Genomic DNA, 19,208 nt, shown 5'->3' on the forward strand with positions numbered 1-19,208 from the left:
GACAACGATGCTGGGAGAAGGACTCATGGCAGCACTGCACAGCTTACACGCTGAAGAATTAAAAGCCTCGCACGACATGATGGCGATAATGAAAGACGTACGTTTGGTGAGAGGTTTAGCGTACGTGAATGGCAAATGGGTAAGTGGTGATCAATTTCATCCGGTGAATAATCCAGCAGATGGCACGGTCATCGGTTACATCACTAAGCTATCTCAGCAACAACTCTATCAAGCGATTGATGAAGCCGACCAAGCCTTTCGTCAATGGCGAAAAATGCAAGCAGAAGAGCGCGCTGAAATTCTCATGCGTTGGCACGACCTGATTCTAGAATCAAAGCAAGACCTTGCTCATTTGATGGTGATGGAGCAAGGAAAAACACTAGGTGATGCTGTAGGTGAGATTGACTACGGCGCATCCTTTGTTCGTTGGTTTGCCGAAGAAGCACGCCGCTGTTATGGCGAAACCATCCCAAGTCATATTCCGAATGCGCAGCTATCAACGGTGCGCGAGCCAATTGGTGTCGCAGCACTGATTACGCCATGGAACTTTCCTAATGCCATGATCACACGCAAAGCCGCAGCCGCACTAGCAATAGGCTGTCCGGTGCTCATTAAGCCAGCCAGTGAAACGCCTTTTTCTGCGTTAGCGTTGGCAGAGTTAGCAGATCGAGCTGGCTTTCCACCTGGTGTGTTTAACGTGATCACTGGCGATGCGGTGATGGTGTCACAAACCTTGTGTCACTCCGATAAAGTCAAAGCGCTCTCGTTCACAGGCTCAACTCGAGTAGGCAAACTATTGCTACGCGACGCGGCACAAACCGTGAAGAAGTGCAGTATGGAACTCGGTGGTAACGCCCCTTTCATCGTGCTGCCAGATATGGATGTCGAGCAAGCAGCCAAAGCCGCCGTGGATGCGAAGTTTCAAACCGCAGGACAAGACTGCTTGGCCGCAAACCGTATTTTCGTCCCTGACGATAAGTACGAAGCGTTTTTGGAAGCGTTTGCCAAAGAAATGAGCCACATCGTTTTGGGCAATGGCTTAGATGAAAAAACCACCATGGGACCGCTTATTAATCGCACTGCGGTGGATAAAGCGCATGATTTGGTGCGTGACGCGCTCGACAAAGGCGCGCGATTGGTAGCGGGATACCACCAGCCCGTACCAGGCGAAAACTTCTTCGCGCCGACATTGCTAGCCGATGTAACCCCTGAAATGGCGGTGTATCGCGAAGAGAACTTTTGTCCTGTGGCAGGCGTATTGCCTTACCAAGACTTAGATACCGTGATTGAAATGAGCAACGACACTGAGTACGGCTTAGCTGCCTATGTTTATGGTCACGATATTCACCAAATTTGGCACTGCATGCGCGGTTTGGAGTTTGGCATGGTGAGCGTGAACTCCGTTAAAATGACAGGGCACCCTATCCCATTCGGCGGCGTGAAACAGTCTGGTCTTGGACGAGAAGGAAGCCGTCACGGATTTGAAGAATACAGCGAAATCAAATACTGCTGCTTAGGCGCTTTACCAACCGTCAGTGGCAGTTGAGGCACGAAATATGGATATCCAATTATTCGAGGAGAAGGATCATGAGTAACAAAACCCAACAACTTTTAGAGATCGATCGTCAGAGAGTATTTCATGCCTCAACCCACCTGAAGCAGTATGCGGCCGGGGAGCTTTCGGGAAGAATTATCTCGAGCGGAAGCGGAATACGCATCACCGATTCAGAAGGCATCGAGCTGATAGACGGCTTTGCCGGGTTGTATTGTGTGAACATTGGCTATGGCAGGACTGAAATGGCCGATGCGATTTATGAACAAGCCAAAGAACTGGCGTACTACCACACGTACGTCGGCCATACGAACGAAGCGCTCGTGACACTGTCAGATCGCATCATCAAAATGGCGCCTGAAGGCATGAGCAAAGTTTACTACGGCATGTCAGGCAGCGACGCGAACGAAACTCAACTTAAGTTGGTGTGGTATTACAACAATGCTCGTGGTCTACCAGAGAAGAAAAAAATCATTTCGCGTGACCGCGGCTACCATGGTTCAAGTATCGCGTCCGGTTCAATGACAGGTTTACCGTTGTTCCACGCCCATTTTGATTTACCACTTGAGCGTATCAAACACACCATCGCGCCATATTATTATCGCCGTGAAGACGAGAGTATGTCTGAGCTTGAATTCTCTCAATATTGCGCAGATCAACTCGAAGCGATGATCTTGGAAGAAGGCCCAGAAACGGTAGCAGCAATGATTGCGGAACCAGTGCTCGGTACTGGCGGTATTGTGTCACCACCAGCAGGGTACTGGCAGGCGATTCGCAAAGTACTCGACAAATACGATGTACTCTTGATTGCGGATGAAGTGGTGTGTGGCTTTGGTCGCCTCGGCTCCGATTTTGGCTCACTCCACTACGACATGAAACCAGATCTCATCACGGTAGCGAAAGGGTTAACCTCAGCGTATCAACCGCTGTCTGGCGTGATCGTCGGTGAACGAGTTTGGAGTGTGCTAGAAAACGGCACCGACCAATGGGGCGCTATCGGACACGGTTATACCTACTCTGGTCACCCAATGGGAGCGGCAGCCGCGAACTGCAACCTCGATATCATTGAACGTGAAGGCTTAGTGCAAAACGCGGCCGAAGTCGGCGCTTACTTGCAGCAACGTATGGCAGAGACGTTTAACGATCATCCATTAGTCGGTGATACTCGTGGCGTTGGCTTGTTGCATGCGTTGGAGTTTTCTTCAGACAAGCTTCGCCGAGCACACTTTGATCCAAACTTGAAAGTAGGCCCGCAAATCGCGGCGGCCTGTTTAGAGCAAGGCTTAATCGCTCGCGCTATGCCACATGGTGACATCCTCGGTTTTGCTCCACCGCTTATCGCGAATCGCAACGATATAGACACCATTGTCGACAAAGCGCATCAAGCGGTAAACAAAGTGATGGATAACCTCGTCACATCTAAACAGTGGCAACCATAACCCACCTAGATTTCAGTAATGCTCGCGGGCTTTGGAGAAGGCCCGCTTTGCACTTTCCATTAAAGAGACAACAAGCCAACCAAACATTTTAGACCCATAGAAAGCACTATTATTTACTACAAGTGGCAATAGTGGGTAAAATGCCCAAAATTGCGCACTAACTGGATAAAACATGGCAAAACTTACCCTTCAAGAACAAATGCTGAAAGCTGGCTTAGTTAATGAAAAGAAACTAAAGAAAGCGAAGAAAGGCTCTAAAAAATCACGCGTTCAAGCACGCGAAGTAAAAGCGGCGGTTGAAGAGAATAAACGCCAACAGTTAGAGCGTGATAAACAATTGAGCGAGCAACAAAATGCTGAGCGATTAAATAAAGAGATCAAAGCGCAGATCAATCAATTGATTGAGATGAACAAGATCGACTTAAAAGATGGCGACATCAAATACAACTTCACTCACGGTACGCTAGTGAAATCACTTTATGTAGATTCACTTATCCGCGAGCAGTTGATCAAAGGTATTTTGGCAATCGCAATTGTTGGTGAAAGCTATGTTGTCATTCCACGTGGAGTAGCGAATAAAATTACTCAACGTGATGAGTCCGTAATCATCGAACAAAAAGAACCTGAATCGGACATTCCAGCAGAAGACGATCCATACGCAGATTTCGTCGTGCCTGACGATTTGATGTGGTAACAATAAATTAATCGATACATCAACGAAAAGAGCCGCTAATGTAACATCAGCGGCTTTTTTTATAGAAAAATAATCTACAGAGATGATGTTTTGTTATTGCTTACTTAGAAGCAAATTCGCACCTGATGCAGCTAAAAACAACGAACATCCGCGATTGAAACGTTTCGCCATTTTTGGATTTGAAAACCAGTGTCTCAAGTACAAACCAAAGATGGCATAGATTGAAATGGCGACCATTTCTAATATCAAAAACGTCGAGCCAAGGGCAAAAAACTGCTCTTGAACGTTGGCATTGGCATCAACAAATTGCGGCAAGAATGCAGTAAAAATAAGAATCGCTTTCGGGTTGCCAGCAGCAAGCGTAAATTCTTGCTTCGCAAGTCCTGCGTAATTGCGCGAATTGTCCAAGTCAGAGATCGGACTGGACTCTGAACGCCAAAGGTTGAACGCAATCCACAGTAGATACAGCGCCCCTACCAGCTTTATTGCCAAAAATAGCATTTCTGACGTATACAAAATCACAGCCAGACCTGATGCAGACAACGCAATCATTGCTGAAAAAGCGGCAATTCTGCCTAAACTGGCCGTAAACGCGGCCCTAAAGCCGTAACAACGCGCATTATTCATTGCCAATAAATTGTTTGGGCCTGGAGCCATATTTAGAGCGAAGCAAGCAGGAATAAAAAGGAGAAGCTGCCAAATATCCATAATAAAATGGTCTTAGTGAGTGATATTGATCGGTACCCTAACATCTGTTAATAAAGTGAGTAAACCACAAACCGATCTTAAAGCAACTCAGCATCAAATCGTGCCGTGCGAGCTTGAACTAACGTGCAGTTCGTTTCAGCCATCAGCTCCGCTAAGGTGATGTTTGGGTTTTGTCTCACCAAACGTATCAACTTCACGTCCAAAGGTTCCAATTTGTCTTGGTGAGCAAGTAGAGCTTGTTCGATTTTGTTGATCGCAAATCGCATCGTCTCTGCTTCTTCGTTTTTGAGATGCTCTAAAAACGCTTTTACATCCAAAGCCTCGCCCGAGATTTGCCAGTGACGAGATCGTCTAATTCGCTTAAGATCGCACTGTTTTTCTGCTGCGAGTGTTTTCGCTCGCTTGGCATGGTCGCCCCCAATACGGTGAATCAAGGATGGGAGCGAAATCGTAATCTTCGTCTCTTTCATGGCCTTTTCTTTCATCGCCTTAGCCCTCAACCACCGACACATTCTCGCCAACCCAAGCCAACAACTGTTTTGCCGCTTTGGATAACACCTGATTTTGACGCACGATGTAGCCGAAATCAGTGTTTGGAAAACTTGGCAAAGGCGTAACTTCACGAGAAAGCTTTAATCTCGGATCGAGCGAGAAATCCGGCACAATAGCAGTCCCAAACCCCGCTTCCGCCCAGTCGATTTGTGCTTCCACACTGCCCACTTCCATCACGCGATGCTTAGGCAGATTTAGTTCAGGTAAAGACGCATCAATCAGCTCTCGGGTTCGAGTATCGTGCCCTAGCAGGATCAGCGTCTGGCTCTCTTTTCGATTGTCTTGCCACTCAAAAATGTTATCGCCAAACGCACACCAGTGAATCTGCGTGAGAGGCGTAAAATGCAGCGGTTGACTCTCTTTTTGTGCGATAACAAAGCCGATATCGGCACGCGCACTTTTCACCAAATCCACCGCTTGAGAAGATGTGGTGTTGAACAATGCCAAGTCGATCCCCGGATATTCACTTTTGAATTGCTGAAATGGTTTGATAAGCAGTAAACGTGAAACAATATCGCTCGCCGCAATAGAAAGCGTCCCCTGCGTAAGATCGTTGATGGCATTGAGATCTGACTGACAAATTTGCAGCTCATTGAGCATCCGCTGCGCCGTAGCTAACAAACGCTTCCCCGCTTGCGTCAACTGCACGGGATTTCGCTCAATCAATTTCGTGCGCGTGGCTTGCTCCAACTGCTTGATATGCAAACTTACGTTCGGCTGCGTCATGTGCAGTTCCGTCGCTGTTTTGCCGAAATGTTTTACCTCTGCAAGAGTTACGAAGGTTCGCAGCCAGTTCAAATCTAACATTGCCAATTCCGATATGAAATTCTTATCAAGTTAATGAGTATAATTAATTTCTCTTATTATGGCGAACACCTTAAGATTTTTGCATCTGTTTTTGGAGATTAAATTATGTCGTCTATCGTTGTTGTGGGTGCAAACTGGGGTGATGAAGGCAAAGGCCGCATCGTTGACTTTTTGGCAGAGCAAGCTTCTGCGAGCATTCGTTTCCAAGGTGGTAACAACGCGGGTCACACCGTGGTTAACGACCTAGGTACGTTCAAGCTGCACCAGCTTCCAAGTGGCGTATTCAACCCAGACTGTTTGGCAGTGTTAGGTCCGGGTATGGTTATCAGCCCTGCGTTGCTGTCTCAGGAGATTGCGGAAGTTGAAGAAGCGGGCGTAAAAGTGAATATGTGCATCTCTGATCGCGCAACACTGTGTCTACCTCTACATGCACTAGAAGATACGCTAGAAGAACAACGTTTAGGCGACAAAGCATACGGTTCAACTCGCCAAGGTATTGCACCTGCGTACGGTGACCGCGTAATGAAGAAAGGCATCCTAGTTGGTTGGTTGAAGCAACCAGAAGTATTGGTTGAACGCCTTCAATTCATGATGGATTGGAAACTGCCGCAACTGCGTGCACTTTACCCGACGTTCGAGTTTGAACAAACCGCTGAAGAACTGGCGAACTGGCTGCTAGAAGTCTCTGCACCTTGGCGCGATTCAATTTGCAACGTAACGCTTCCTCTAAAAGAACTACAAGCGAAAGACAAAACTCTATTGTTCGAAGCGCAGCTTGGCGCGGGTCGTGACCTTGTTTACGGTGAGTACCCTTGGACAACATCTTCTAACGTTGTATCAATGTACGCGGGTATCGGTAGTGGCCTTCCGGCACTTCGTCCTGAACGCGTTATTGCGGTTGCAAAAGCCTTCAGCTCATCAGTGGGTACTGGTACGTTGATCACTGCAATGGAAGAGCAAGACGCTTTCCGCGAACTTGCTGGCGAGTTCGGTGCAACTACGGGTCGTCCACGCGACATGGGCTACTTCGACGCAGTCGCTACGAAAAATGGCGTTGAACTGCAAGCCGCAACTGAAATTGCACTAACGAAAGTAGACTGTTTGACTGGCCTTAACGATCTGAAAATCTGTGTTGGCTACGAAGGCGACCACAGCGAAAACCCAATCTGGCCTCAAACTGCCTCTCTTGCGCCAATCTACGAGAAGATGGAAAGCTGGAGCGAGGACATCACAGGTTGTCGTAAGTTTGAAGAGCTTCCAGTAGCAGCACAGAAATACGTTCTACGCATTGAGGAACTCATGGGCGTACCAGTAAAAATGGTGTCTGTGGGTCCTGGTCGTGAACAAATGATTATGCGATAAGATGTGAATTAACACATCATTGGCAAGCGGCTTTTATCTGTTCCGGGGTAAAGCCGCTTTTTTTTACACTGTAAACTTTGGAAAATTGCACGGCTAAATTCATGTTTAATAACCTCATCACGAGACTCCTACCTCCTTCTATTTATAAATCAATAAATTATAGGACTTAACACGTTGTGCACGTTACTAGCACATCTCACTTGTTAAAGAAGCACGTCAATTAGGTTAACTGGTTGATTTGATATTCTTTAAGTGATTAGTTGATCACGATCTTCATCTGCAATTTGTTGAACTAGTACTCAAAAAATCTAACCCGCTGTTTTTAGGATAGATGAGTTCCCCAACATCCAACCTAACAGCAGGTGATTCCCATGACGAAAAATCTTTTCCGCCTCAGTACGATAACCCTTGGTTTGTGCCTTAGTTCTTTGTCTTTCGCGCAATCCGATCTTCCGAACATTAAAATTCTTGCCACTGGCGGCACCATAGCAGGCGCAGGTCAATCTGCAACCGAGTCAAACTACACAGCAGGTAAAGTCGGCGTTGAATCATTGATTTCTGCGGTGCCGAGTATGACCAACATTGCCGATATTTCTGGAGAGCAAGTGGTCAGTATCGGCTCACAAGATATGAATGATGAAGTGTGGCTAAAATTATCGAAAAGAGTTAATGAGCTACTCGATCAAGATGATGTTGACGGCATCGTCATTACTCATGGTACGGATACGTTAGAGGAAACCGCTTACTTCCTTGATCTGACCGTCAAGAGCAAAAAGCCTGTCGTGATCGTTGGTGCAATGCGTCCTTCCACCGCAATGAGTGCTGATGGACCAGTCAACTTATACAATGCAGTCGTAACAGCCACCGATGAAGATTCAGAAGGACGTGGCGTGCTAGTCGCAATGAATGACACGATTTTCGATGCGCGAGATGTGACAAAAACCAATACAACCTCCGTCAGCACTTTCCAGTCACCCAACTTTGGTGCTATCGGCTACATTCATAATAGCGATGCCAAATATCAACGAAGCCCAGAGCGTAAACATACGACAGAAACCCCATTCGATGTATCAAAGCTTACTAAGTTGCCTAAGGTCGGTATTGTTTATAACTATGCAAATGCCTCCAATTTGCCAGTGAAAGCCTTTGTGGATGCGAAGTTTGACGGCATCGTAAGTGCTGGTGTCGGTAATGGTAACTTGTACCACACTGTGTTTGATGAGCTAGAGAAAGCGAGTAAAGATGGCGTTGTTGTTGTAAGAAGCTCCCGAACGCCTAGCGGCTCAACCACTTTGGATGCTGAAATTGATGACGAAAAATACGGCTTTGTTGCCGCTGGTACATTGAACCCACAAAAAGCACGTATCTTACTGATGCTGTCACTAACTCAGACCAAAAACTATCAAGACATCCAAAAGATGTTCCAATACTATTAATTCTGTCTAAGGTTCATTCGATAGAGGAGGTACACACCTTACCTCCTCTTACACATGGCGACATGAGCGTCTCTTGTTAGCCAAACAAGCGACGCTTCATTCCTGCTTTTTCCAGAATACGCGTAGTAATTTCCTCAACAGACAGAGAGGACGTATTGATATATGGGATCGCCTCTCTTCTAAACAAAGCCTCAACAGTGTCTAGCTCCAGCTTGCACTGCTCTGTGCTAGCGTAATCACTTCCAGACAAACGATTCTCACGGATTTCAGTCAAGCGCTCGGGATCGATCGTCAGCCCAAACAACTTATGACGATGGATCTCAAATTCAGGCAACAAACGCATCATCTTCACATCTTCCGCAATGAACGGATAGTTCACAACACGTAAACCAAATTGCATCGCCATATACAAGCTAGTCGGCGTTTTCCCACTGCGCGACACGCCAAGTAAGATAATATCAGCTTGCTCCAACCCTTTTAGCGTAATGCCATCATCATGCGCCAATGTGTATTCAATGGCCGCAATACGGTCAAAATAGGTGTCGGAATCTTTCCCCACGCTGCGAGAACGCTGCAACTTAGGCTTTGGTGCCATCTGAATGTCGTCTTGCACTTTCTGCACAATACTCTCCAATACATCGTAACTGTATGCCGGCGCTTCAAGCAGCATTTCACGTACTTCTGGAACGACAATTGAGAAAAAGACCAGAGGTTTGACGCCATTGCGCTGGTAGGAAGTTTCAATTTCTTTGACTACGTCAGTAGCTTTGTCCTGGCTTTCTACAAACGGAAAGGTTTTTTCGTTAGGAATGAACGGAAATTGACCGAGAACAACATGCCCTAATGTCTCACATGTTATCGCCGTACCGTCAGAAACATAGAACACATCACGACTTTGGTTATTTATTTGCATTTCTGTTTAATTTTTCAAAATCTTTTGAGTAGGATGGTACACATAATATTAATAAATCAGTTTGGCTTTCAGTTAGGTTCACCACAGCTTTAAAAATTCTTTTGAATTTTTTTCAGCCAGAACGTAATCGTTTGCCTTTGATATCAATCTAAATGAAGCAATGTATGGTCAACGTGTAATAACAGCCAACATGCGTTTGTTTAGATCGATTTAAGTCCCCCTACTAAGCTGCAATGTTTCTGGAGAAAGACATGCAAAAGAACACCCTCTGGTTCAATGGCCTATCCATGGATGATGTCGACAAAGTCGGCGGTAAGAATGCTTCACTTGGCGAAATGGTTTCTAACCTAGCAAACGCAGGCGTTTCTGTACCAAATGGTTTTGCGACAACCTCATACGCGTTTAACCAATTCCTTGACCACGAAGGTTTGGATGAGCGTATTCACCAATTACTCGATGAACTAGACGTTGAAGATGTAGAAGCTCTGCGTAAGACAGGTGCAAACATTCGTCAATGGGTATTAGAGGCCCCTTTCCCTGCCGACCTTGAACAAGAAATTCGTGAAAACTACCAAGAACTGATCGAAGGCAATCCTGAGCTTTCAGTCGCAGTTCGTTCATCTGCTACGGCAGAAGACCTACCTGATGCTTCTTTTGCTGGTCAGCAAGAAACGTTTTTGAACGTGAAAGGCATCGACGCAGTACTAGAAGCAACTAAGCACGTTTACGCTTCTCTATTTAACGACCGCGCGATTTCTTACCGCGTTCACCAAGGGTTCGACCACCGTGGTATCTCGCTATCTGCGGGTATCCAACGTATGGTGCGTTCAGATAAAGCCTCGTCGGGTGTTATGTTTACACTAGACACTGAATCGGGTTTCGACCAAGTTGTCTTCATCACCTCTTCATGGGGCCTAGGTGAAATGGTCGTTCAAGGCGCAGTAAACCCTGATGAATTCTACGTTCATAAGCCAATGCTTGAAGCAGGTGAGCACCCGATCGTTAAGAAAACATTTGGTTCTAAGTTGATCAAAATGATCTACTCAGATAACCAAGAAATCGGCAAACAAGTTGATATCGTTGATACTTCTGATGAAGAGCGCAACACGTTCTCATTGAACGACGACGAGATTAAAGAGCTCGCAAAACAAGCAATGATCATCGAAAAGCACTATCAGCGTCCAATGGACATTGAATGGGCAAAAGATGGCATTGATGGCAAGCTGTACATTGTTCAAGCGCGTCCTGAAACCGTATGTTCACAAACGGAACAAAACGTGATTGAGCGCTACGAGCTACAAAACAAAGCGGATGTTTTGGTTGAAGGTCGTGCAATCGGTCAGCGCATCGGTAAAGGCGTGGTTCGCTTGGTTGACTCTCTGGACCAAATGTCTTTAGTCCAAGAAGGTGACGTGCTAGTTACAGACATGACTGACCCAGATTGGGAACCAGTGATGAAAAAAGCATCTGCAATCGTAACCAACCGTGGTGGCCGTACTTGCCACGCTGCCATCATCGCTCGTGAGCTTGGTATTCCTGCAATCGTTGGCTGTGGCGATGCGACAAGCAAGTTAACCGATGGCGCAACCGTGACCGTATCTTGTTCTGAAGGTGAAACGGGCTACGTTTACCAAGGTGAACTTGAATTTGATGTAAAACGCTCTTCTGTTGATGAACTGCCACTGCTACCAACAAAAGTGATGATGAACGTGGGTAACCCTGATCGTGCGTTTGACTTCGCACAAATTCCAAATGAAGGTGTTGGTCTTGCTCGTCTTGAATTCATCATCAATAAGATGATTGGTATCCACCCGAAAGCATTACTTAACTTTGATGCACAAAGCGATGAGCTAAAAGCAGAAATCACTCAGCGTATTCGTGGTTACAAAGATCCTATCGATTTCTACGTAAGCAAGCTGACAGAAGGTATCGCAACCATTGCTGCGGCATTTTGGCCGAAACGTGTTATTGTTCGTATGTCTGACTTTAAGTCTAACGAATACAGCAACTTGGTTGGCGGTAAAGCATACGAACCGCATGAAGAAAACCCAATGCTTGGCTTCCGTGGCGCGTCTCGTTACATTTCTCCAGTGTTTGAAGACTGCTTCGAGCTAGAAACTCAAGCAATCAAACGCGTTCGTAACGAAATGGGTCTGAAAAACGTTGAAATCATGATCCCATTTGTGCGTACACCAAGCGAAGCAGCATCAGTGATTGATTTGCTAGCGAAGTTTGATCTGCGCCGTGGCGATCAGGGTCTTAAAGTCATCATGATGTGCGAACTGCCATCCAACGCGGTCCTTGCCGATGAGTTCTTGAAGTACTTTGATGGCTTCTCGATTGGCTCAAACGACATGACTCAGCTAACGCTTGGACTTGATCGTGACTCTGGCGATGTTGCACATCTATTTGATGAGCGCAACCCAGCGGTTAAGGTGATGCTTCAGATGGCGATTGATGCGGCAACAAAAGCAGGCAAATACGTTGGTATTTGTGGTCAAGGCCCATCAGACCACGACGACCTAGCGGAATGGCTAATGGATCAAGGTATTAGCTCTGTATCACTAAACCCAGATACGGTTATCGATACTTGGTTAAAACTCGGTAAAGTTAGCAGCAAGTAACACACGATAAACTCTAGCCCTCACACTCCCCTTGTGAGGGCTTTGTTATTCACACGTCATTTCACAATCAGTTCGTGATTCCTCTCTCAAGTTCGTCATTTAGTCAATTTCATTATCAAAGTCTGATGACCTAAAATGAATGGTATATCGATAACTCCAGAGAGAATTTGATGAAAAAGCCTATCGCACTCCTTACTACATTGATGCTCCTGGCATCCCCTGCTTATGCCGATTGGGATGAAATTTCCAATAAAATGTCTGAGCTTGGCGACGCAGTTTCTGATACTGCCCAAGATGCTTGGGACGACACCAAAGCGTTTTCAAAACAAGCGTGGCAAGATTTCACGAATTGGTCCGAGGAAGCGATCAATACCGCAGGCGAATGGACAGAAGCCAGCATCGAGAAAAGCAAAGAATGGATAGATGCTGCCGACAAAAAAATTGATGAGCTGATGGAAGGCGATACGCCAGAAGAAGCTCGCCAAGCCGTGGACTTAATGGCAGATAGCGCTTTGCTCAAGTTATTTAATGAAAAGCCGGAGGCAAAAGCTATTTACGACAACGCGTACGGATACGCGGTCTTTGATTCTCGTAAATTATCTTTGCTGTTTCACACCAACTCAGGGTCAGGAGTCGCAGTGAATAAGGAAACAGAAGAACGCACTTATATGAATATGTTTGGTTTGGGCGTTGCACTTGGGGCTGGCGGCAAATTTTACCAACAAGTGGTTCTGTTTGAGAGCAAAGAAGACTTTGATACGTTCGTCAACGAAGGATGGGAGGCCACAAGTGAAGCCTCTGCTGTTGCGGGCGAAGATTCAGAGCAACTTTCAAAACAATTTAACAGCGGCGTCGCCGTCTATCAGTTGAACGCTAAAGGTTTGCTCATCGATGCTAACGTGTCTGGTTCTAAATATTGGGTTAACGAAGAGCTCACTAACTCGCAGTAATGCATAGCAACTAATCGCTTAAATAAAACCGTTGTTATGCACCCTTATCAATAAGTTAACGGGGCTATGATTCCTCAAAACTGAGCACTTACGCAACTTTCTCTATGGAAGTCACCAGAAGATGGCGACTTCCCTTTCTCGTTGGATTGCTTTTGGTTATGCTTGCGCAAAACCACCTGCAATTCGGTATCCCATGCCTGACAATAACTTTAATAATCTGCTAGCAGAAGCAATTTCTGCTCTTAACACGCCTAACTTTACTCCTAAACTTATGCGTGTCATTCGCACTCTTTTTCATTTTGATTGCGCAGTTATTTTAGGTTACCGAGAAGGTAAACATCCTATTTATCTCTACGACTCAATTGAGAACGAGCGAGAGTTACTTTTTCAACGCTACCTTACTGACTCATTTCAAAATGACCCTTTTTTTCTCAAACTAAACGAGACAAAGCAACAAGGCGTATTTACGCTCAAAGACGTGGCGCGTAAAGGCGTTGACTTCACCTCATACTGCGAGCAGTTCTATCATCAAACAGGGTGGAAAGACGAACTTAGCATGCTAGTCGAAGTTGAATCTGGCCGTTGGGTCATGCTGTACTTCGGATATATGACTGATGGAAAATACTTTTCTCAGCAACAAATCAATAAGCTAAAGCCCTATTTCCCGATAATTCAGTCGCTTTGTCAGCAGCATTGGAAACAAACGGAATTTACCTTTTCTGAGCCTGTTTTTGCACAGAGTGCTTATTCTGGCAGTATGCGATTAGCCATTGAGCAAGCTTTAGCAACGTTTGGCGTAGAATCACTCACCCGTCGCGAACAAGAGGTGGCTTCGCTTCTCGCTCAAGGGTTTGACACCAAAGAAATTGCCGCGCGGTTACACTTAGTTCAAGGCACGGTCAAAAATCATCGAAAGCGAATTTACTCGCAATTAAATGTGTCTTCATTGAGTGAGTTATTCCAGCTTTTCCTCAATCACCTAATTCTCCATTCAAGATAAAAAACTGTCCCTTAAGGGATATATCGAGAAAAGGTGTCGCGTTTTAGTCTGAATGTAACAACCACTAAAACAGACAAAAAGAATGACGACACCATTACTGCAAGATTTACAAGATCGCGGCTTGATTGCACAAGCCAGCGATTTGGAAGAAATTCAGACACTTCTCTCACAGCCACAAACCGTTTACTGCGGCTTCGATCCTACAGCTGGCAGCTTACATATCGGCCACCTCGTGCCTTTGATTATGCTTAAGCGCTTTCAAGATGCCGGACACCAAGCTGTTGCCTTGATTGGCGGTGCAACGGGCATGATTGGTGACCCAAGCTTTAAAGCGACTGAGCGCAGTCTGAACTCAGAGGAAATCGTCTCAGGCTGGGTTAACGATCTTTCTAATCAAATTCAGCAGTTGATGAACCACCAACTGACCAAGCCGATGATCATGGTGAACAATGCTGACTGGATGAAAGCGATCAATGTGATCGACTTCTTTCGCGATGTGGGTAAGCACTTCTCGATCAATACTATGGTCAACCGAGAATCGGTAAAACAACGCCTGCAACGACCTGACCAAGGTATCTCCTTCACCGAATTTAGCTACGCCCTACTGCAATCGTACGATTTTGCCGAGCTAAACCGTCGATACGGTTGCCGTTTGCAAATCGGTGGCAATGACCAATGGGGAAACATCGTCAGCGGGATCGATTTAACTCGCCGTCAAAATGGTGAGCAAGTATTTGGCTTAACTCTGCCGCTGATCACCAAATCCGATGGCACCAAATTTGGCAAAACCGAAGGCGGCGCAGTGTGGCTAGATCCTAGCAAGACCTCTCCTTACGCGTTCTACCAGTTCTGGCTTGGCGCAGAAGACGCCGACGTTTACCACTTCCTGCGTTACTACACGTTCTTGAGCTGCGAAGAAATTGCCAGCATTGAAGCGCAAGACCAAGCAAGCCAAAGCAAGCCACAAGCACAACGTATTCTCGCTGAAGAAATGACGCGATTTGTTCATGGCGAAGACGGCCTCGCCAGTGCCGAGCGCATCACTCAAGCTTTATTCAGCGGTAATGTGCAACAACTGAGTTTGGGTGAATTAAAACAATTGGAGTTGGATGGTTTACCAAGCATTGAGAGCGCACAGCAAGATTTGGTTGAGCTGTTGATTGAGTCGGGTTTAGCAAGTTCGAAGCGTGTTGCACGCGAACACATCAGCAACAACGCCATCAGTGTAAACGGTGAAAAAGTGGCGGCTGATAACCCGAGTTTAAGCTTCCCACTGTTTGATCAATATTGGTTACTGCAACGCGGTAAAAAGCACTTCTGCCTCGTAAAGCGTGCCGCGTAGCAACACTCGCAGTACAAAGCCTATAAAAAATTCCCCTCACCACTTTCGTGATGAGGGGAATCCAAATTTGAACGATTTTAAGCCTAACAATAGGCAAAGACGTTGCTTATTGCGTTCTTAAACGTTGCCAGTACTTTTCGTAAATCGCTAACGTTTCTGCGCCAACATCATTAATAAACTCGCCTTTTTTCATGTCTTCTGATGAAGGGAAAATAGTACGGTTATTTTTCAACTCTTCTGGCAATTTGTCACGCCCAGCGTTCGTTGCCGACGCATAACCCAAACTGGTCACGATTTCCGCTTGGTTCTCTGATTGGTACATGAAGTTAATAAATTTATGCGCCAATGCTTTGTTTTTACTGCCAGACGGAATAGTGAAGTTGTCCATCCACAATACCGCGCCCTCTTCCGGCATCACGAACTTCAGCTCAGGCATTTCAACCTGTCCTTGGAATGCGTTGCCGTTCCATTGCATGCCGACCGATGTTTCACCGGACACGTAAGGGACTTGCGGCGCATCTGAGTTGTACAGTAATACGTTGTTTTTCAGCGCGACTAGAGAATCAAAAGCCTGCTCGATTTCTGCTTCGTCTTTTGTGTTCACGCTATGGCCATTTTTCTTCAGCGCCATACCGAACACATCGCGAACGTCATCAATCAGCATGACTTGTTGTTCGTATTGAGACTCCCATAAGTCTGCCCATTTGGTCACTGGTTGCTCAACCATGGATTCGTTGTAGCTGATCCCGGTAATGCCCCAAATATAAGGCAGCGAGTAATCATTTTTCGGATCGTGCGCTTGGCCAAGTAAACCGTCCATTGTGTCTTGCATGTTTGGCACTTGAGCGTGATCTATTTTCGAAAGCAGCCCTTCTCGCCCCATTTTTTCAATGAAGTACGCAGAAGCAAAAACCACATCGTAGCCAGAACCTTTTAGCAATTTTAGCTTGGTGTACATTGATTCATTATTCTCAAAGGTCGAATAATTAATCGTAACGCCTTCTTGTTTTTCAAACGCTTTTAACGATGATTCCGGCAAATAGCCACCCCATGCATAAACGTTCAACGTTTTGCTATCTGCATGAGCAAACATGCTGAGCACAAGAGCACTCAGCCCCAATCCTTTGATGATTAATTTCATGGTATGCAATCCAACCAGTCCAGCGACGCGCTGGGATTCGGGTGCATAATTAGGTAATTGTTACCCAATTGAAAGAAAATTTAATTAATCTTTAACAGCAAAAATATTTATCGAATTTATAAAATTAACGCATGTTTTTAATAGCGACTGTGCATACCAAAATGATGAGACATTCCATCTTCCATTCGACCGCCTTTCCAGCCACCAGAGCCGAGTAAATTAAGCACATCTTGAGCGGTATAATCGGCACCAGAAAAGAAATCATGCGCCACGTCTGAGCGTATTGCTTGCAACTCTGGTTGATTTTCCAAATCAAGATCTTGCGGATCCGCATATAATGCTAACGCAATTTTTTGTTGGCACGCGCTTAACTCGCTGGTGCTCGTCTTTACCTGACCAACCGAAAAGTACTCACGACTGCCGTATCCCACCACCAATCTGGTACTCATTAGTTTAATCACTTTCTTAATGCGGCGACGTTGTATAAATCTCAACATGTTGAAGTCCTTATTTATATTTTGATAATTAATAATAAGTTTTGTATACCACACATCAATACTCTAGAGTGTCAGGGTTTAGCACGGCGCTCAAAGAGTATGGAGTTCAAGAGTGAAAATTGACGATCTAAAACTGTTCACCAAAGTCGTCCAACTTGGCAGCTTTACAGCGGCAGCCAATGCTTTGGACTTGCCACGAGCAAATGTTAGTCGACGCATTGGAGAACTGGAACGTTACCTCGGAACGCAACTTTTTCACCGCACCACTCGCAGCCTTTCGCTGACAAACAAAGGCGATGCCTACTACCAAGATCTGCAAAAAGTACTCACCTTGCTTGATTCGGCAAACCAGCAAGCCAGTAACGAAAACATCGAGGTCAGCGGCAAAATCAAACTTGGCCTTCTGCCAGAAACCTATGAACATCTTCAACCCATTTTGTTTGAATTTCAGGATCAATACCCGCAGGTTGAACTCGACATTCGCAATATCAACAATGGCTTTATTGATATGTTTCAGCAAGGGTTGGACATCGCGCTGCACGGCGGCATGCTGTTTGACTCAGACATTGTCGCGAGAAAGATCTTAACGCTAGACCGATGTGTCGTTGCCTCACCGAACTATCTTCAAACTCACGGCACGCCCGCCACATTAGAAGAGTTGAGCGATCATCAGTGCATTTGTTTTCGTTGGCCAAATGGCAATGTCGACAACCTTTGGCATTTTCAGGAACAAAACGTAGCGCTCAAACCAAAACTCATTTCCAACAACATCGGCTTTATTAAAAGCTCCACAGTGCTTGACCGCGGCATCAGCTATATCCCAAAACTGTTGGTAAAAAATGAGCTCGAATCCGGTGCATTGGTGCAAGTATTGTCTCAATATGCTGTCACGGAAGAAATGGGGTGGTTACTCTATCCTCAACCGAAAACGCTGAACCAAGCTAGCCGGTTACTTATTGAACATTTGTGCAATAAAATCCCAAAACTTTTGTAGTTTGCATTTATTGTCATAAAATTTGTGACATTGAATCATGCGCACGCATGATTATCTGAACATCTGTGAATTATAAGATGGCGCCGAAATTATGGAGCCATCTTATGAATCATCAAATCAAAATCGCTGCGCTGAGCACTATCGCGCTCTCTCTACTCGGCTGTAATCAAGCCCAACCTCAGGTTGAGGAGCCAAGCGCATCCAGACCCGTTCAAGTGATTGAAGTCAACGAAAGGAATGAATAACTCAACAAATCATTCAGCGGGATCGTAAAAGCAAAAGAAACCGCCTCACTCTCTTTTCGTGTACCCGGCACCGTGGAAAGCGTGTTCGTAAATAAAGGCAGCTTGGTAGAAAAAGGCCAAGTCATTGCCATGCTGGACAAGCACGACTACCAAGTCTCACTAGAAGAATTACAAGCACGCATGTTAGAAGCACAATCAGCCCACAAACTCGCGAAAGCCGAGTTAAAGCGCGTAAAACAAGCGACTTCTGATGATGCCATTGCCAGCGTAAACTTAGACCGAGCCATCAGCAGCTACGAACGTAGCCTCTCTGCCGTCAAAGTGGTTGAGAAAAACATCCAACGTGCAAAAGATGCCCTACGTTACACCACTCTACGTGCACCATTCACTGGCATTGTTGCCGACGTTTCTGTTGATCCACATGAACAAACCTTGCCGGGCGGCAGTGTTGTGTCAATTCAGCAAGAAGGCAGTTGGGAAGTCGACATCGACGTACCGGAAAATATGATTGCGCAATTCGCACTAGGTCAGCCAGCATCGTTGACTTGGTATGATTCGGAGCAATCCTACCGAGCAACCGTGGCAGAAATCGCGCCGAAGAAGCACCTGCTCAAACAAACCTATACCGTCACGCTAGACATCGATTCGATTTCCAGTGCGCTATTCAACGGTAAAGCAGTCACAGTAAATACCGCGCTCAACACCAGTCACTCAAGCCATTGCTTTCCTTACTCTGCAATTTTGGGTGAGAAACAGACTCTGCACGTGAATGTGGTTCGTGATGCGGTTATTCATTCAGAGCCTGTCAATCTTGACTCTATCGACGCATACCAAGCGTGTGTGACCGGAAGTTTTGAGCAAGGCGATTATGTGGTGATCAGCGGTAGCCATTATCTGAGCGAGGGCGATGCCGCCCCAAACCTGACCATCAAGACGTTGTAGGTGCGAATCC

The 19,208-nt window shown here is 45.9% G+C and carries 16 protein-coding genes and 1 pseudogene; 11 read left to right on the plus strand and 6 right to left on the minus strand.

The window, feature by feature from the left end; genetic code table 11:
- The first annotated feature begins 25 nt into the window (after positions 1 to 25).
- The 3 genes from R7127_RS02775 (at position 26) to R7127_RS02785 (ending at position 3,685) form a co-directional block, all read left to right on the plus strand.
- A complete protein-coding gene (locus R7127_RS02775; protein WP_104980449.1) occupies positions 26 to 1,546 on the plus strand; it encodes an NAD-dependent succinate-semialdehyde dehydrogenase in 1,521 nt (506 codons plus the stop codon).
- A gap of 41 nt (positions 1,547 to 1,587) precedes the next feature.
- Positions 1,588 to 2,991, plus strand: coding sequence for an aspartate aminotransferase family protein (locus R7127_RS02780; protein ID WP_318141781.1), 1,404 nt, complete (start codon positions 1,588 to 1,590; stop codon positions 2,989 to 2,991).
- A 172-nt stretch (positions 2,992 to 3,163) separates the two neighbouring features.
- On the plus strand, positions 3,164 to 3,685 hold the full coding sequence (locus R7127_RS02785; protein ID WP_054574550.1) for a DUF2058 domain-containing protein: 522 nt from the start codon (positions 3,164 to 3,166) through the stop codon (positions 3,683 to 3,685).
- Positions 3,686 to 3,778: 93 nt separating this feature from the next.
- On the opposite strand, the gene R7127_RS02790 is transcribed toward R7127_RS02785, so the two are convergent.
- From R7127_RS02790 to R7127_RS02800, 3 genes are all read right to left on the minus strand, one after another.
- Positions 3,779 to 4,393 carry a LysE family translocator gene (locus R7127_RS02790; protein ID WP_017633575.1) on the minus strand — a complete coding sequence of 205 codons (615 nt, stop codon included), beginning with the start codon at positions 4,391 to 4,393 and terminating at the stop codon, positions 3,779 to 3,781.
- 77 nt (positions 4,394 to 4,470) lie between these two features.
- Positions 4,471 to 4,863, minus strand: coding sequence for a ribosome recycling factor family protein (locus tag R7127_RS02795; protein WP_017819813.1), 393 nt, complete (start codon positions 4,861 to 4,863; stop codon positions 4,471 to 4,473).
- Between the two features lie 19 nt (positions 4,864 to 4,882).
- Positions 4,883 to 5,752 carry a LysR family transcriptional regulator gene (locus R7127_RS02800; RefSeq protein ID WP_005373812.1) on the minus strand — a complete coding sequence of 290 codons (870 nt, stop codon included), beginning with the start codon at positions 5,750 to 5,752 and terminating at the stop codon, positions 4,883 to 4,885.
- Positions 5,753 to 5,857: 105 nt separating this feature from the next.
- Between R7127_RS02800 and R7127_RS02805 the strand changes: the two genes are divergently transcribed.
- Entirely contained in the window at positions 5,858 to 7,114 is a 1,257-nt protein-coding gene (locus tag R7127_RS02805) for an adenylosuccinate synthase (RefSeq protein ID WP_005373814.1), read from the plus strand.
- A gap of 371 nt (positions 7,115 to 7,485) precedes the next feature.
- On the plus strand, positions 7,486 to 8,550 hold the full coding sequence (ansB, locus tag R7127_RS02810) for an L-asparaginase 2 (protein ID WP_042523261.1): 1,065 nt from the start codon (positions 7,486 to 7,488) through the stop codon (positions 8,548 to 8,550).
- Positions 8,551 to 8,626: 76 nt separating this feature from the next.
- Here the strand turns inward: ansB and R7127_RS02815 are convergent, their stop codons facing one another.
- Entirely contained in the window at positions 8,627 to 9,463 is an 837-nt protein-coding gene (locus tag R7127_RS02815; RefSeq protein ID WP_005373820.1) for a pyruvate, water dikinase regulatory protein, read from the minus strand.
- A 251-nt stretch (positions 9,464 to 9,714) separates the two neighbouring features.
- Between R7127_RS02815 and ppsA the strand changes: the two genes are divergently transcribed.
- The 4 genes from ppsA to tyrS all read left to right on the plus strand — a co-directional run bounded on the left by ppsA (position 9,715) and on the right by tyrS (position 15,379).
- Positions 9,715 to 12,087: a phosphoenolpyruvate synthase gene (ppsA, locus tag R7127_RS02820; RefSeq protein ID WP_005373822.1), complete on the plus strand. Its 2,373-nt coding sequence runs from the start codon at positions 9,715 to 9,717 to the stop codon at positions 12,085 to 12,087.
- A gap of 170 nt (positions 12,088 to 12,257) precedes the next feature.
- Positions 12,258 to 13,037, plus strand: coding sequence for a hypothetical protein (locus tag R7127_RS02825; RefSeq protein ID WP_005373824.1), 780 nt, complete (start codon positions 12,258 to 12,260; stop codon positions 13,035 to 13,037).
- 193 nt (positions 13,038 to 13,230) lie between these two features.
- Positions 13,231 to 14,037, plus strand: coding sequence for a response regulator transcription factor (locus R7127_RS02830; RefSeq protein WP_021707696.1), 807 nt, complete (start codon positions 13,231 to 13,233; stop codon positions 14,035 to 14,037).
- 82 nt (positions 14,038 to 14,119) lie between these two features.
- The gene (gene tyrS, locus R7127_RS02835; protein ID WP_262584294.1) at positions 14,120 to 15,379 is read left to right on the plus strand and encodes a tyrosine--tRNA ligase; all 1,260 of its coding nucleotides are present in this window, start codon (positions 14,120 to 14,122) and stop codon (positions 15,377 to 15,379) included.
- A 106-nt stretch (positions 15,380 to 15,485) separates the two neighbouring features.
- Here the strand turns inward: tyrS and R7127_RS02840 are convergent, their stop codons facing one another.
- Together R7127_RS02840 and R7127_RS02845 are read right to left on the minus strand one after the other, a co-directional pair.
- On the minus strand, positions 15,486 to 16,520 hold the full coding sequence (locus tag R7127_RS02840) for an ABC transporter substrate-binding protein (RefSeq protein WP_064369399.1): 1,035 nt from the start codon (positions 16,518 to 16,520) through the stop codon (positions 15,486 to 15,488).
- A 137-nt stretch (positions 16,521 to 16,657) separates the two neighbouring features.
- Positions 16,658 to 17,017: a DUF6559 family protein gene (locus R7127_RS02845; RefSeq protein WP_017819807.1), complete on the minus strand. Its 360-nt coding sequence runs from the start codon at positions 17,015 to 17,017 to the stop codon at positions 16,658 to 16,660.
- Positions 17,018 to 17,129: 112 nt separating this feature from the next.
- Here R7127_RS02845 and R7127_RS02850 point away from each other — a divergent pair, with 112 nt between their 5' ends.
- Both R7127_RS02850 and R7127_RS02855 read left to right on the plus strand, forming a co-directional pair.
- The gene (locus tag R7127_RS02850) at positions 17,130 to 18,011 is read left to right on the plus strand and encodes a LysR family transcriptional regulator (RefSeq protein ID WP_033906320.1); all 882 of its coding nucleotides are present in this window, start codon (positions 17,130 to 17,132) and stop codon (positions 18,009 to 18,011) included.
- Between the two features lie 104 nt (positions 18,012 to 18,115).
- Positions 18,116 to 19,198, plus strand: a pseudogene (locus tag R7127_RS02855) (efflux RND transporter periplasmic adaptor subunit).
- Positions 19,199 to 19,208: the final 10 nt, after the last annotated feature.

Source organism: Vibrio sp. 1159, from assembly GCF_033340395.1.
Lineage (GTDB): Bacteria > Pseudomonadota > Gammaproteobacteria > Enterobacterales > Vibrionaceae > Vibrio > Vibrio alginolyticus.

What these genes read in the sequence shown, in the direction of transcription:
- R7127_RS02805 (WP_005373814.1), top strand. Translation starts at nt 5,858, where the DNA reads ATGTCGTCTATCGTTGTTGTGGGTGCAAACTGGGGTGATGAAGGCAAA.
- R7127_RS02825 (WP_005373824.1), top strand. Translation starts at nt 12,258, where the DNA reads ATGAAAAAGCCTATCGCACTCCTTACTACATTGATGCTCCTGGCATCC.
- ppsA (WP_005373822.1), top strand. Translation starts at nt 9,715, where the DNA reads ATGCAAAAGAACACCCTCTGGTTCAATGGCCTATCCATGGATGATGTC.
- R7127_RS02840 (WP_064369399.1), bottom strand. Translation starts at nt 16,520, where the DNA reads ATGAAATTAATCATCAAAGGATTGGGGCTGAGTGCTCTTGTGCTCAGC.
- R7127_RS02785 (WP_054574550.1), top strand. Translation starts at nt 3,164, where the DNA reads ATGGCAAAACTTACCCTTCAAGAACAAATGCTGAAAGCTGGCTTAGTT.
- R7127_RS02830 (WP_021707696.1), top strand. Translation starts at nt 13,231, where the DNA reads ATGCCTGACAATAACTTTAATAATCTGCTAGCAGAAGCAATTTCTGCT.
- R7127_RS02800 (WP_005373812.1), bottom strand. Translation starts at nt 5,752, where the DNA reads ATGTTAGATTTGAACTGGCTGCGAACCTTCGTAACTCTTGCAGAGGTA.
- tyrS (WP_262584294.1), top strand. Translation starts at nt 14,120, where the DNA reads ATGACGACACCATTACTGCAAGATTTACAAGATCGCGGCTTGATTGCA.
- R7127_RS02815 (WP_005373820.1), bottom strand. Translation starts at nt 9,463, where the DNA reads ATGCAAATAAATAACCAAAGTCGTGATGTGTTCTATGTTTCTGACGGT.
- R7127_RS02780 (WP_318141781.1), top strand. Translation starts at nt 1,588, where the DNA reads ATGAGTAACAAAACCCAACAACTTTTAGAGATCGATCGTCAGAGAGTA.
- R7127_RS02845 (WP_017819807.1), bottom strand. Translation starts at nt 17,017, where the DNA reads ATGTTGAGATTTATACAACGTCGCCGCATTAAGAAAGTGATTAAACTA.
- R7127_RS02775 (WP_104980449.1), top strand. Translation starts at nt 26, where the DNA reads ATGGCAGCACTGCACAGCTTACACGCTGAAGAATTAAAAGCCTCGCAC.
- ansB (WP_042523261.1), top strand. Translation starts at nt 7,486, where the DNA reads ATGACGAAAAATCTTTTCCGCCTCAGTACGATAACCCTTGGTTTGTGC.
- R7127_RS02790 (WP_017633575.1), bottom strand. Translation starts at nt 4,393, where the DNA reads ATGGATATTTGGCAGCTTCTCCTTTTTATTCCTGCTTGCTTCGCTCTA.
- R7127_RS02795 (WP_017819813.1), bottom strand. Translation starts at nt 4,863, where the DNA reads ATGAAAGAGACGAAGATTACGATTTCGCTCCCATCCTTGATTCACCGT.